This is a genomic window from Sphingomonas donggukensis (assembly GCF_023674425.1).
Lineage (GTDB): Bacteria > Pseudomonadota > Alphaproteobacteria > Sphingomonadales > Sphingomonadaceae > Sphingomonas > Sphingomonas donggukensis.
On the sequence record NZ_CP098401.1, the window covers coordinates 1,640,312 to 1,652,074 of the forward strand.

The 11,763-nt window shown below is 68.2% G+C and carries 12 protein-coding genes; 8 read left to right on the forward strand and 4 right to left on the reverse strand.

Annotated elements, in window-relative coordinates:
* Positions 1 to 301 precede the first annotated feature (301 nt).
* The 8 genes from M9980_RS08105 to M9980_RS08140 all read left to right on the forward strand — a co-directional run bounded on the left by M9980_RS08105 (position 302) and on the right by M9980_RS08140 (position 6,061).
* On the forward strand, positions 302 to 1,822 hold the full coding sequence (locus M9980_RS08105; protein WP_250754846.1) for a L,D-transpeptidase family protein: 1,521 nt from the start codon (positions 302 to 304) through the stop codon (positions 1,820 to 1,822).
* A gap of 14 nt (positions 1,823 to 1,836) precedes the next feature.
* Positions 1,837 to 2,175: a hypothetical protein gene (locus tag M9980_RS08110; RefSeq protein ID WP_250748945.1), complete on the forward strand. Its 339-nt coding sequence runs from the start codon at positions 1,837 to 1,839 to the stop codon at positions 2,173 to 2,175.
* A 682-nt stretch (positions 2,176 to 2,857) separates the two neighbouring features.
* On the forward strand, positions 2,858 to 3,070 hold the full coding sequence (locus tag M9980_RS08115; protein WP_250748947.1) for a cold-shock protein: 213 nt from the start codon (positions 2,858 to 2,860) through the stop codon (positions 3,068 to 3,070).
* 66 nt (positions 3,071 to 3,136) lie between these two features.
* A complete protein-coding gene (locus tag M9980_RS08120; RefSeq protein ID WP_250748949.1) occupies positions 3,137 to 3,343 on the forward strand; it encodes a hypothetical protein in 207 nt (68 codons plus the stop codon).
* A gap of 97 nt (positions 3,344 to 3,440) precedes the next feature.
* Positions 3,441 to 3,614 carry a hypothetical protein gene (locus tag M9980_RS08125; protein WP_250748951.1) on the forward strand — a complete coding sequence of 58 codons (174 nt, stop codon included), beginning with the start codon at positions 3,441 to 3,443 and terminating at the stop codon, positions 3,612 to 3,614.
* Positions 3,615 to 4,078: 464 nt separating this feature from the next.
* The gene (gene rplJ, locus M9980_RS08130; protein WP_250754849.1) at positions 4,079 to 4,594 is read left to right on the forward strand and encodes a 50S ribosomal protein L10; all 516 of its coding nucleotides are present in this window, start codon (positions 4,079 to 4,081) and stop codon (positions 4,592 to 4,594) included.
* A 57-nt stretch (positions 4,595 to 4,651) separates the two neighbouring features.
* Positions 4,652 to 5,032: a 50S ribosomal protein L7/L12 gene (gene rplL / locus M9980_RS08135; protein ID WP_250748953.1), complete on the forward strand. Its 381-nt coding sequence runs from the start codon at positions 4,652 to 4,654 to the stop codon at positions 5,030 to 5,032.
* A 252-nt stretch (positions 5,033 to 5,284) separates the two neighbouring features.
* Positions 5,285 to 6,061, forward strand: a complete 777-nt coding sequence (locus M9980_RS08140) for a helix-turn-helix domain-containing protein (RefSeq protein ID WP_250748956.1) — start codon at positions 5,285 to 5,287, stop codon at positions 6,059 to 6,061.
* A 6-nt stretch (positions 6,062 to 6,067) separates the two neighbouring features.
* Here M9980_RS08140 and M9980_RS08145 read toward each other — a convergent pair whose 3' ends face one another.
* The 4 genes from M9980_RS08145 to M9980_RS08160 all read right to left on the reverse strand — a co-directional run bounded on the left by M9980_RS08145 (position 6,068) and on the right by M9980_RS08160 (position 11,455).
* Positions 6,068 to 7,213: a hypothetical protein gene (locus M9980_RS08145; RefSeq protein ID WP_250748958.1), complete on the reverse strand. Its 1,146-nt coding sequence runs from the start codon at positions 7,211 to 7,213 to the stop codon at positions 6,068 to 6,070.
* 46 nt (positions 7,214 to 7,259) lie between these two features.
* On the reverse strand, positions 7,260 to 8,501 hold the full coding sequence (locus M9980_RS08150; RefSeq protein ID WP_422921348.1) for a threonine synthase: 1,242 nt from the start codon (positions 8,499 to 8,501) through the stop codon (positions 7,260 to 7,262).
* A gap of 107 nt (positions 8,502 to 8,608) precedes the next feature.
* Positions 8,609 to 9,412 carry a hypothetical protein gene (locus tag M9980_RS08155; protein ID WP_250748961.1) on the reverse strand — a complete coding sequence of 268 codons (804 nt, stop codon included), beginning with the start codon at positions 9,410 to 9,412 and terminating at the stop codon, positions 8,609 to 8,611.
* Positions 9,413 to 9,535: 123 nt separating this feature from the next.
* Entirely contained in the window at positions 9,536 to 11,455 is a 1,920-nt protein-coding gene (locus M9980_RS08160; RefSeq protein ID WP_250748975.1) for a CocE/NonD family hydrolase, read from the reverse strand.
* Between the last annotated feature and the right edge of the window lie 308 nt (positions 11,456 to 11,763).

The window sequence follows — 11,763 nt, forward strand, 5'->3', positions numbered from 1 at the left end:
GTCGAAGGACATGTTCCACGCACCGCCCCTCACGTTCCGGGCATGTGCTTCGACACGCTCAGCACGAACGGTTTTGGAGGGCAGGCCGGCTGACACAGGCCCTCCCCCGCTTCATGGCGGGCCGACCGAACGCATCGCACCGCCGCCGCGCGGGGCTCGACCCCGTCACGCCACGGCGGCGCAGCCGCTCCGCCGCGATTTCCTGGTCCCGCCCCGGCTTTTCCCTTTGAATCCGCACGGCTCTATCCTGTACACGGGCGTCGAACGCTCTTTCCCCAGGCGAACCATCACCATGCGTACCATGTATCGATCCGCGATTTTCGCGACCGCGACCCTGATGACCGTATCGACCGGCGTGGCCCAGAATGCGCCGCAATCGATCCTGCCGCCGGCGGCCAAGCCGGCACCCGCGCCCACCCCGCAGGTGCCCGTGCCGCAGGCCACCCCGGCTGCGCCCCAGGCACAGGCCGCGCCCGTGCCGGTCGTCGCGCCGTCGGTACCCCTGCCGCAACTGAGCCCGGAACAGGCGAAGCAGATCACCGCGATGCTCGCCGGGGGCAGCTTTGCGCAAGGGCTGCGGCACGAGGCGTCGGCGACCCCGCCGCCTGCCGACAACGACGGGCTGGTCCGCGCTGCGCTCGATTATGCCCGCGCGGTCCATGCCGGGCGGCTGGCGACGGCGGATTTCCAGGAGGATTGGGGTCTGCGCCCCGCGGCCTATGATCCGCTGCCCGATTTCGCCGCCGCCGTTCAGGGCAACCGGCTGGCGCGCTGGATCGCGATGCTGCCGCCACCCTATTCGGGCTATGACGGGTTGCAGAAGGGGCTGACCGCCTACCGCGCGATCGCCGCGCGCGGCGGATGGAAGACGCTTGCCGCGGGCAGCGACCTGGTGCCGGGCGCCAAGGGGCCGCGCGTGCGGGCGCTGCGCCAGCGTCTGGCGATCGAGGACAAGAGCGTCGAGCCGCTGGGCGACGTGTACGACAAGGAACTGACCGCGGCGGTGCAGCGCGCGCAGCGGCGCTACGGCCTCAACCCCACCGGTTCGGTCGCGACGCAGACGCTGGCCGCGCTGAACGTCAGCGCCGACAACCGCGTGAAGCAGATCATGGCGAACATGGAGCGGTGGCGCTGGCTGCCCGCCGAGCTCGCCAAGAAGCGCATCCAGGTCAACATCGCCGCCGCGGTGCTGACGGTGTTCGACGGCGACCAGCCGATCATGTCGATGAAGGGCGTGACCGGACGACCGGGCGACGAGACGCCGATGCTGCAGTCGTCGATCCACTCGGTGGTGCTGAACCCGCCGTGGAACGTGCCGAGCGGCATCGCCGAGCGCGAGCTGTGGCCGAAAGGTGCGGGCTATCTGAAGACCAATGGATTCAAGGTGATCGGCGAGGGTCCGAACAAGCGCTTGCAGCAGCAGGCCGGGCCGCTGTCGGCACTCGGGCGCTACAAGTTCGACTTCGACAACCCCTATGCCGTGTACCTCCACGACACCCCCGCTCAGGCCAAGTTCGCGAGCTTCGACCGGCTGGCCAGCCACGGCTGCGTGCGGCTGGAAAAGCCCGCCGACCTCGCGCGGCTGCTGTTGCAGGGGTCGCCCGACTGGACGCCCGAGGCGATCCAGGCGACGATCGCCGGCGGCAAGACGACGCGCGCGAAGCTGCCCGAGGCGGTGACCGTGTACCTGCTGTATTGGACCGCCTTTGCATCGGCCAACGGCACGATGAATTTCCGCGCCGACCCCTATAATTGGGACGGCATCCTGGCCGACAAGATCGAGAAGCGGTCCGCCATCCAGGCGGCGACGATCGCCCGCTGACAAGGACAACGACGATGAAGAAGATGCTCCCCGCCGTGGCCGCGCTTTCCGCCCTGGCGCTGCTCGCCGCCTGTTCGGGATCGGAACCCGAAGCGCCCCCCGCCGCCGACAACGGCGCCGAGATGCTCGACGTGACGAGCGAGGCGGCAAACGTCGAGGAAGCGCCGCTGGCGATGCCGTCGCCCACGCCGACGCCCGGCAACACCGCCGATGCCGCCCCGCCCCCGCCACCCGAGGCGCAGGTGCAGGACGACGCCGACGCCACCGGCATGACCGCGCGCGTCAACCGCGACACCGCGGCGGAGGAAGAGACGCAGCCGGCCGACACGACGGTGTCGGAAGAGAAAAGGTAAGGGGGCAACCCAACCTGGCTTTCGTAGTACTGCCCGCCAACCCTGCCGTTCGCCTCGAGTAGGGATCGAGCGCAGTCGAGAGCCCGTATCGAGAGGTTCTCTCCCCGAGGCACCCGCCTCTCGATACGGCGTCTCGACAGGCTCGACGCCTACTCGAGGCGAACGGGATGGGTGTGCGGTGCGCGCGACAGCGCGTCGGAGGAAGAGACGCAGCCGGCGGACACGACGGTGTCGGAAGAGAAACGGTAGGGGGGGGCGCCCTTCCTCGTCATCGCCACCATTTCCCCCGTTCGCCTCGAGTAGTCGTCGAGCTTGTCGAGACGACGTATCGAGAGGTGGTTGCCTCTTGGAGGGGACTTCTCGATACGGGCTCTCGACAAGCTCGATCCCTACTCGAAGCGAACGGGTGGGGGTGACGGGCGAGGGTGCCGGGTAACGGGTAACGGGTGCCGGGTGCCGGGTGCCGGGTGCCGGGTGCCGGGTGATCGGATCGCCGCGCCAGATGGCGTCGCAACCCCCACCCCCACCCCTTGCGCACCGCCCTGCGCGTCCCCACATTGCCTCCGCTACAGTCGCACATCGACGGTCTTCGGCGCTTTGCGGCACCTACTTCCTTCTTTCCCTGCCCCTTGAGCATCGGCCGGCTCACTTTCGGGTCGGTCAAGCACAGAAGGAAATCCTCATGGCCATCACCGGCACCGTCAAATTCTTCAACGCCGACAAGGGCTATGGCTTCATCGCGCCCGAAACCGGCGGCAACGACGCGTTCGTGCACATCTCGGCAGTCGAGCGCGCCGGCATGGCGACGCTGAACCAGAACCAGCGCGTCACCTATGAGCTGGAGCAGGACAACCGCGGCAAGACCAGCGCAGTGAATCTGCAGCCGGCAGACTGATACCCGCGGCGGCGCCGGGACCACCCCGGCGCCGCCGTTTTCTCCTTTACCGAAAGCAGGTATCCGATGGCGAACGACGCGAGTTATTTCCGGGCCCAAGCCGACCGCGCGCGTGCCGACGCCGATGCCGCGCAGCTCGACAACGTCCGCGACCGCGCGATGCGCTCCGTCGCCGCCTTCGAAGCGATGGCCGCCAGCGCCGAGCGCGTCACCAAGCTGCGCGCCGACCGCGAAGCCGCGACCCAGCACCGCGTCGAGATCGCCGCGTCCTGATATCCCGCACGCCGATCGGTCGGCGCGCTTATTCCTGTTCCCGCTTGATTGCAGCGGACGTCCGACTGGACGCCCGCCTTTCCCACATGGAGTCCGAATGGACCTGAACTATCTGTATTCCCGTCACCAGATTTCCGTCATGCGCGCCGCCGCCGCGACCACGCGCGAGGCCCGCTCCAGCCACCGCGGCCTCGCCGCCGGCTACGCCCGCGCCATCCACGACCAGAGAGCGCGTTTCGGTGGCGAGGGTGTCGTCACGACGCTGGGGTAAGCAGTCGTCTTTATCTGCCGTTCGCCTCGAGTAGCCGTCGAGCTTGTCGAGACGGCGTATCGAGAGGTGGGTGCCTCACTCGCGAGCGCTCTCGACACGGGCTCTCGACAAGCTCGATCCCTACTCGAGGCGAACGGCAGGTGATGAGCAACGCGCCTTCCGCCATTGACTCCCCGCCGCAATCCGCTAAGTGCGCGCCCTTGATCGGTGGCCCCGGCCGCCGGTCGCCGTCCGAGACAGTGGGTGGCCGGTTCGCCGGCCTTAATCTCCCACCGAGACGGGGATAAGAGTTTCACCGACCATGCCGGCCACACGCGCCGGTGCTGTCGGGTTCGGCCATGCGCGCGCCTTGTGCCGCGTCAGCCACTCCCCTCCCCTCACGGACAAGTGACGCCCGGCGGCGACGCCGGGTGATTGAACCGGGCGGCTGCCATCTGGCGGCCGTTCAATTTGAGGAGAATGGCATGGATCGTTCGCAAAAGACCGACGCCGTTGCCGCGCTGAATGCAAACTTCGGCCAGGTCGGCGTGGTGGTCGTCACCCGCAACCTGGGTCTGACCGTCGCCCAGTCGACGGTGCTTCGCGGCAAGATGCGCGACGCCGGCGCGACCTACAAGGTCTCGAAGAACAAGCTTGCCAAGATCGCGCTCGAGGGCACGGATTATGCGGGTCTCACCGACCTGCTGACCGGTCCGGTCGGGCTCGCCACTTCCGTCGACCCGGTCGCCGCCGCCAAGGCTGCGATCGATTTCGCGAAGACGAACGACAAGTTCGAAATCGTGGGCGGCGCAATGGGCAGCCAGATCCTCGACGCGGAGGGCGTGAAGGCGCTCGCATCGCTGCCGTCGCTCGACGAGCTGCGGGCGAAGCTCGTGGGGCTGCTCGTTGCACCCGCCACGAAGCTGGCGACCATCACCCAGGCACCGGCGGCGCAGATCGCCCGCGTGCTCTCGGCATATGCGGAAAAGGAAGCCGCGTAACATCCGTTGCGCGAGCGAATTTTGAACCCGACACACGATTGAAACTGGAGATTTACAATGGCTGATCTGAACAAGCTGGTCGACGCCCTGAGCGAGCTGACCGTCCTCGAGGCCGCTGAGCTGTCGAAGCTGCTCGAAGAGAAGTGGGGCGTCTCGGCCGCCGCTGCGGTTGCGGCGGCTCCTGCTGCCGGCGGCGCCGGCGGTGGCGCTGCGGCTGCCGAAGAGCAGACCGAGTTCGACGTGATCCTGACCGGCGACGGTGGCAAGAAGATCAACGTCATCAAGGAAGTCCGCGCGATCACCTCGCTCGGCCTGACCGAAGCCAAGACGCTGGTCGAGTCGGCTCCGAAGGCCGTCAAGGAAGGCGTGTCGAAGGACGAGGCCGAGAAGATCAAGAAGCAGCTGGAAGAAGCCGGCGCGACTGTCGAGATCAAGTAAGCCGCAGTGCGGGACGGGCTGGCGACGCCAGCCCGACCTCGCACAAGGCCGGCCGGCGGCGCGAAGCGCCGTCCGACGTCAGGGGATTTACTCCTCTGACGGCCAAGCCAAAGAAAAAGGGCGGCCCGCCACAAGCGGGTCGCCCTTTTTCGTGCTCCTCGCATGCGTACCGGCTCCCGACACCCCTCACTCCCCGGCCACAATTTTTTGGGGGTAGCCCGCCGCCCCCACCACCCCTAATTTTCGCCCCGCATGAACGTCCACGTCCCCGCGTCCGTCGGAACCTTGTCCGAAAAGGAAAAGCAGACTCTGCGGCTGATCGTGCGGGGGCACGATGCGAAGTCGATCGCGCGCAGCCTCGACCTGTCGGTCCACACCATCAACGAACGGCTCCGCGATGCGCGGCGCAAGCTGGCGGTGTCGAGCAGCCGCGAGGCGGCGCGCCTGCTGCTGGCGGTCGAAAGCGACGGGCCGGCGCACCCCCATATTCTCGGGGACGCGGAATTCGGGGCAGATTTGCCCCGCGCCCCGGTGGATCAGGAGGTGGCGCCGGACAGCGGCGTGGGGTCGGCCATCCGCCGTCCCCGGATCGTCCTTGGAGTGCTCGTCATGACCCTCGCCCTCAGTCTCGTCGCCCTGATTGCCATGCCCAACACCGCATCGCTCCCAGAGCAGACCGCGGCCCCGTCGGCGGTCGCGCCCGCGTCAGAGGTGGCGGAGGCGGCGCGGCAGTGGATGGCGCTGGTGGATCAGGGGCGGTGGGACGAGAGCTACCGCGCGACCGGTGCGTCCTTCCGGAAGCTCAACACCGCCGAAGTGTGGGCCGCGGCATCGGTGAAGGCGCGCACGCCGCTTGGCGCCATGATCTCCCGCACGTTTATCGACCAGCAGAGCGTGCCGGCGCCGCCCGCGGGCTATGAAATCGTCAAGTTCCGCACCCGCTTCGCCAACAAGGCCGAAGCGATCGAAACCGTATCGCTGGACCGCGAAGGCGGGGCGTGGCGGGTCGTCGGCGTCTGGATCGAATAGCGCGCGTTACCCCCGCGCGACGAAGCGGCGGGCGTCGAGCTTGGCGAAGCGCACGCCCGCCCGGTCGACCCAAATCGGGCCGAGGCGCGTCGCCCCCGCATCGCCCGTGCCGATCACGAACGCATCGCCCGCGGTCCGCACCGACAGCCCGCCGCGCCAGCGCATCGCGACCATCGCGACCGGCACGATCATCGCGCGGTCGCCCACCTCGTTCACGCGCATCGCGTCCCCGGGCAGCAGGATTTCGCCGCCCAGCACGAAGCTTTCGCCGGGTTGCAACGTGAAGGGCTCCGGCCCGCCGGCGAAATCGGCACCCGCCTGGAACGCCGCGATCTCGGCGGCGGTGTCGCGACCGGCACTCGTCAGCGCGATCGTGGTACGGATGGCGTCGGCGCTCGCGGTGCCGTGGTTGGTGACGACGAGTTCGAACGCCAGCACCGCGTCGGGCCCCTGCGTCCACATCTCGCGCGGGCGCAGCGTCGTGACGAGGCTGCGGCCCGGCGGGGTATCGACCGCGGGCGTCGGCGCGGCCTGCACGGGTGCGGCGGGCGGCGACGGCGCGGGAACCGGGGCGACATAGGCGATCGCGTCGTCGTCCTGGGCGGGCACATCCTCGGCCATCGCGTCGTCTGTCTCGCGACGGCGCCACAGCACGAAACCGACCGCACCGGCGAGCAGCAGCAGGACGCCACCGCCCAGCCACCACAGCGCGTTCGAGGCCGGCTGGGAAGCCGTCGGGACGGGCGAAGGCTCGGCCAGCGGCGATCCGGTTGGCAGCGGCGTGGGCGTGGGCGCCGGCGCGACAGGCGTGGCCACCGCCTCTGGCGCGGGCGCGACTGATTCGGGCGGCGTCGTAGCCGCAGCCGTCGGAGCAGCCGTCGGCGTTGCCCGCGGGGTCGCACGCGGCGCCGGCGTCGCTGCCGGCGTCGGCGTCGCGCGCACGGTCGGGACGACCGGTGGCGGAGCGGCAGTCGGCGCGGGCGTCGGCACCGTGCTGGGGGTCGGCGTGGGCGTAGGCGTGCCGGGCGGCAGGCTGAAGTTGTTGAGCGTCGGCGTCGTCTGGACCGGCGGCGCCTGGACATTGTCCTGCGCCAGCGCGGGCGCGGCCAATATGCCGGCCAGCAGCAACGCACGAAGGATGGGACGAGTCACGCCGCGGGGCGCTAGGGCGGGCAAGCTGAACATCGGCTGCATGGGCTTACAGGCTCGCGAAGTCGATCGCGGCGTGGCGGTCGATCGTGCGCGACTTGTCGGGCATCGGGTATTTCAGGCCGGTCGCGCAGTTGAACAGCACGACGCGCTCGTCGCGCCCGACCTTTCCCGCGTCGAGCGCGCGGTCGTAGGCGGCGAGCGTCGCGCCCCCCTCCGGACACAGTAGCAGGCCGTCGCCCGCGGCCTCGTCCACCGCCGCCAGCAGCGCGGCATCGCTCACCGCCAGCGCCGCGCCGCCGCTGTCGCGCACCGCGCGCAGGATCAGGAAGTCGCCGACCGCCTTGGGCACGCGGATGCCCGCGGCGACGGTGTGTGCGTCCTCCCAGCGATCGGCGTGCTCGACGCCCGCCTCGAACGCGCGGACCATCGGTGCGCAGCCCTCTGCCTGCACCGCATACATGCGCGGGCGTTCGGCGCCGATGAAGCCCAGCGCCTCAAGCTCGTCAAACGCCTTCCACATGCCGATCAGGCCGGTGCCGCCGCCGGTCGGGTAGAAGATCGCGTCGGGCATCTCCCAGCCGAGCTGCTCGGCCAGTTCCAGCCCCATCGTCTTCTTGCCCTCGATCCGATACGGCTCCTTCAGGGTCGAAAAATCGAACCAGCCGTTCGCCTTGCACGCCGCGCCAACGATGGCGCCGCAATCGTCGATCAGGCCGTTGACGCGGTACACGCGGGCCCCCTGCGCCGCGATCTCGCGCACGTTGATCTCGGGCGTGTCGTCTGGGCACAACACGACCATCTCGATGCCGGCGCGGGTGGCATAGGCGGCGGCAGCGGCGCCCGCATTGCCATTGGTCGGCATGGCGATGGTCTGCACCCCCAGCGCCTTGGCCATGCTGACCGCCATCACCAGCCCGCGCGCCTTGAAGCTGCCGGTGGGCAACCGCCCCTCGTCCTTGACGATCGGCGCGCGAGCACCACGCTTGGCGCCGACCCGGTCGAGCGTGACGAGCGGGGTTTCCTGCTCGCCCAGGCTGACGATGTTGTCGGGCGAGCGGACGGGGAGCAGTTCGCGGTACTTCCACAGGTCGGCAGGCCGGCGGCTGAGCACGTCCTTCGTCATCGCCCCGCGAACGCCGTCGAGGTCGTAGCGCACCAGCAACGGCCGCCCGACCGCCGAGAGCCCGTGGAGCGTATCGGCCTCGTACCGCTCGCCCGTCATCGAACATTCGAGATGGGTGACGAAACTCTGGCGGGCGGCGGTGAGGTTGGCGTTCGATGCGATCATGCGTCGCCTGTCGGACGATGCCGTGGGAAGGTCAATGTTCGGGATCGAGTGGGGAGCTGTCCAAATCACCGTGCATTCGCAAAAAGCGACAAGATCCAAGGCGGAGTCTAGGATGGGCTGCGCACAAGGCTCACCCGGAACGTCACAGCGCCCAGGACGGCGTTGCCGCTGGCGTCTCTTGCCGGGTTGAGTAATTTTCTTCCCATAACGGCGGCGCAGGCGACCTTGGCGAATTCCGATTCGGTGGCTTCTGCCAAAGCGTGACACTCGGAGATGCGCCCATCGGTTGCCACGATCAGGCGGAAGTCGTCGTCGACCACAGGTCGCCTTGTCTGGCGCGCAAGCTTCAAAAGCTCACTGTTCGAAATCCAGTCGTCACGAGGCTTCAGCGCGATCGGCATTGTGCCGCCAGGTAGGAACTGCGCAGGATCAGCGCCCCATTCAACGAGCTGATCGGCACTGCATTTGCGCAGAGCTTCGACGGCCTTGGCGGTGCCGATGAGTGCCACGGACATCGTCCCTCCCGCCTTGACATTCACGGTCACGGCGGAGGCACCAGACAGACCGTCCAGCACCGAAGGTGGCAAGCCTTGCATCAGCAGAACCGGGGTGGTGCTCGACGGCTTCACCGCCCTGACGAAGCCCGTCGTGACCTGCTGTGATGGTGCAAAGGTCAGCGAGGCGGGGGCTAGAGAGGCAGACGCCCCACGCACGTCGCCCACGATTGCCAAACGATAGCTGTCGCTTCCGGGCGTCGTGTCGATTGCTACGGCGGACACCGTTCCAGGACCTTGCCTCTCCAGGCTGCAACGGCCCGGCTTTACCTGCAAAGACCAGCGCGCGGTCGAAGGCTCGGACCCGGTCGCGACATCCGCAAGGAATATGGCTGTCACGGCAAGTGCAGTGAACATTGCGCCCCCTCACGGTCTTTAGACATCAGCGTAACGCCGTGGTGCGTGCGAGCAAGCGATCGGTGCGGACGCATTGCCAGATGCCCCTCGATCCCGCTCCCCGCCGCGGCGGGTCCGCGCCGACTACCGCGCCATCACTCCCCTCTGGTCCACCGCCACCACCGGCAGCCACACCGCGCTCGCCTGCGTGCCACCGCGTTCCAGCGTAACGGTCGCGGGCTGGTAGTCCGACGGCTTCGCCAGGAAGATGTTGGGCACATAGGTCTGCGGGTTGCGATCGTAGAGGGGGAACAGGCTCGACTGGACCTGCACCATGATGCGGTGGCCGGGCTGGAAGACGTGGTTCACGGTCGGCAGGCGGAAGCGGTATTTCTGGACCTTGCCTGCGGGGATCGCAGAGGGCTTGGCGAAGCTGTCGCGGTAGCGTCCGCGGAAGATGTCGAGGCTGATCGGCAACTGGTATCCGCCCATCTTCGGATCGCTCGCGACCTCGTCGGGGAACACGTCGATCACCTTCACCACGAAATCGCCGTCGGTGCCGGTGGTCTTGGCGAAAATCTCCGCAAACGGCGCGCCCGACACGCGGACGGGGGCGGTCAGCACGTCGGTCTGGTAGGTCATCACGTCGGTGCGGCCATCGGCATGGCGCTGGTCGCTGACCAGCCAGTCGCCCCAGCGCCCGTCCCCGAAATTGACCGGGCGTGGCAGGTGCGGGACGGGCTTGGCGGGATCGGAGACATAGCTGTCACCGCCGGCCCCGCCCTTCTCCCAGCCGAGCTTGCCGCCCATCTGCAGATAGATGGGCTTCAGCGGCGCGGCGCACCCGCTCTCGCACGCCAGCGGCCATTGGGTCAGCCGGTCCCACTTGTTCTCGCCGGTGTTGTAGATCGCAGCCTGCGGCAGGTTCGCCGCCGGCCCGTCCTTCAGATACTGGTTGAACAGCGGCAGCACCATCTGCTCGCGGAACTGCTGCGCGGTGTCGCCGTCCCATTTGAACGGCCCGAGCTCGCGCCCCTCGCGGTTGATCTGGCTATGCCGCCACGGCCCCATGACCAGGAAATTGTTGCCGAGCTTCCCCTTGGCCTTCAACGCCTCCCACGCGGTAATGGCGCCGTACATGTCCTCCTGATCCCACAGCCCCTGTTCCCAGATGGTCGGCACGTTGGAGGGATTGGCCGCGAGCAGCTTGTCGAGCGCCTGGCCCTGCCAGAACGCGTCGTAATCGGGATGCGCCTGCATCCGCTGCCAGTAGGGCAGCGTGTCGTAGCCGGCGCGCTTTGCCCAGTCGCCCGCGGAGCCCGTGCGGAAGTTGTCGTAGTCGTCGTAACCGCCAGTCGGAGGCGCCTTGCCCGCGCCCTTGAACCCGGTCTGCCCGCCCAGCCAGGCGATGTTGGCGAGGCGGAAGGCGCCGTAGTGGAACCAGTCGTCGCCCATCCAGCCGTCGATCATCGGGCTTTCGGGCGCGGCGACCTTCAGCGCCGGGTGCGGGGCGAGCAGCGCCATGACGACGGTGAACCCCTCGTAGCTCGACCCGATCATCCCGACCTTGCCGTTCGATTCGGGCAGATTGGCCTTGTTCACCAGCCAGTCGATCGTGTCATAGGCGTCGGTGACGTGATCGACTTTGGTCGGATTGAGCGCGCCGATGACGGGCCGCGTCACGACATAGTCGCCCTCCGACCCGTATTTGCCGCGGACGTCCTGATAGACGCGGATATAGCCGTCCTTCACGAACGCCTCGTCGGCGAGCGGCAGGGCGGAGAGCATCTTCGGGCTGTCCATGCGGTTGGCGCGGCCCGCGGCGTTGTACGGCGTGCGCGTCAGCACGATCGGCGCATCCTTCGCGCCCTTGGGCACGACGATGACGGTGTACAGCTTCGTCCCGTCGCGCATCGGCACCATGACCACGCGCTTGTCGTAATCGTAGTTCGTCTTGGGCACGCTGTAGTTCGCCGGCACGTCCCCGCCCGCGGGCGCGGTCTGCTGCGCGGCGAGAGGCGTGACGGCGAGCGCGGTGGCGGCGAGCAGGAAGAACTTGGTCATGGGCGTACGGGCTCCGGGGGAGGAATGGTTGCGAAGCTAGGCGTGTGCGTGGGGGCGGCGCAAGGGGAGAAGGAATGGTTCAGGGAAGGCGCGAAGGCGCGAAGAAGATTTGTTCACGTGGAGGCGCGGAGACGCGAAGGAATGTATCGCGCGGAGCGCGCTTATCGCCTCAGTCACAAAAGAGCTGAGGCCGCTTCGCGGAAGGTGGGACACGCCACACAATCTCCGCGTCTCCGCGTGAACAATCCTGCTACTCCTTCGCGCCTTCGTGCCTTCCCTGAACCATTCCTTCTTCTGCGCCGCAAACC

Excerpts from the sequence above, each read along its gene's own strand:
- M9980_RS08105 (WP_250754846.1), top strand. The coding sequence starts at position 302 with ATGTATCGATCCGCGATTTTCGCGACCGCGACCCTGATGACCGTATCG.
- M9980_RS08110 (WP_250748945.1), top strand. The coding sequence starts at position 1,837 with ATGAAGAAGATGCTCCCCGCCGTGGCCGCGCTTTCCGCCCTGGCGCTG.
- M9980_RS08115 (WP_250748947.1), top strand. The coding sequence starts at position 2,858 with ATGGCCATCACCGGCACCGTCAAATTCTTCAACGCCGACAAGGGCTAT.
- M9980_RS08120 (WP_250748949.1), top strand. The coding sequence starts at position 3,137 with ATGGCGAACGACGCGAGTTATTTCCGGGCCCAAGCCGACCGCGCGCGT.
- M9980_RS08125 (WP_250748951.1), top strand. The coding sequence starts at position 3,441 with ATGGACCTGAACTATCTGTATTCCCGTCACCAGATTTCCGTCATGCGC.
- rplJ (WP_250754849.1), top strand. The coding sequence starts at position 4,079 with ATGGATCGTTCGCAAAAGACCGACGCCGTTGCCGCGCTGAATGCAAAC.
- rplL (WP_250748953.1), top strand. The coding sequence starts at position 4,652 with ATGGCTGATCTGAACAAGCTGGTCGACGCCCTGAGCGAGCTGACCGTC.
- M9980_RS08140 (WP_250748956.1), top strand. The coding sequence starts at position 5,285 with ATGAACGTCCACGTCCCCGCGTCCGTCGGAACCTTGTCCGAAAAGGAA.
- M9980_RS08150 (WP_422921348.1), bottom strand. The coding sequence starts at position 8,501 with ATGATCGCATCGAACGCCAACCTCACCGCCGCCCGCCAGAGTTTCGTC.
- M9980_RS08155 (WP_250748961.1), bottom strand. The coding sequence starts at position 9,412 with ATGTTCACTGCACTTGCCGTGACAGCCATATTCCTTGCGGATGTCGCG.
- M9980_RS08160 (WP_250748975.1), bottom strand. The coding sequence starts at position 11,455 with ATGACCAAGTTCTTCCTGCTCGCCGCCACCGCGCTCGCCGTCACGCCT.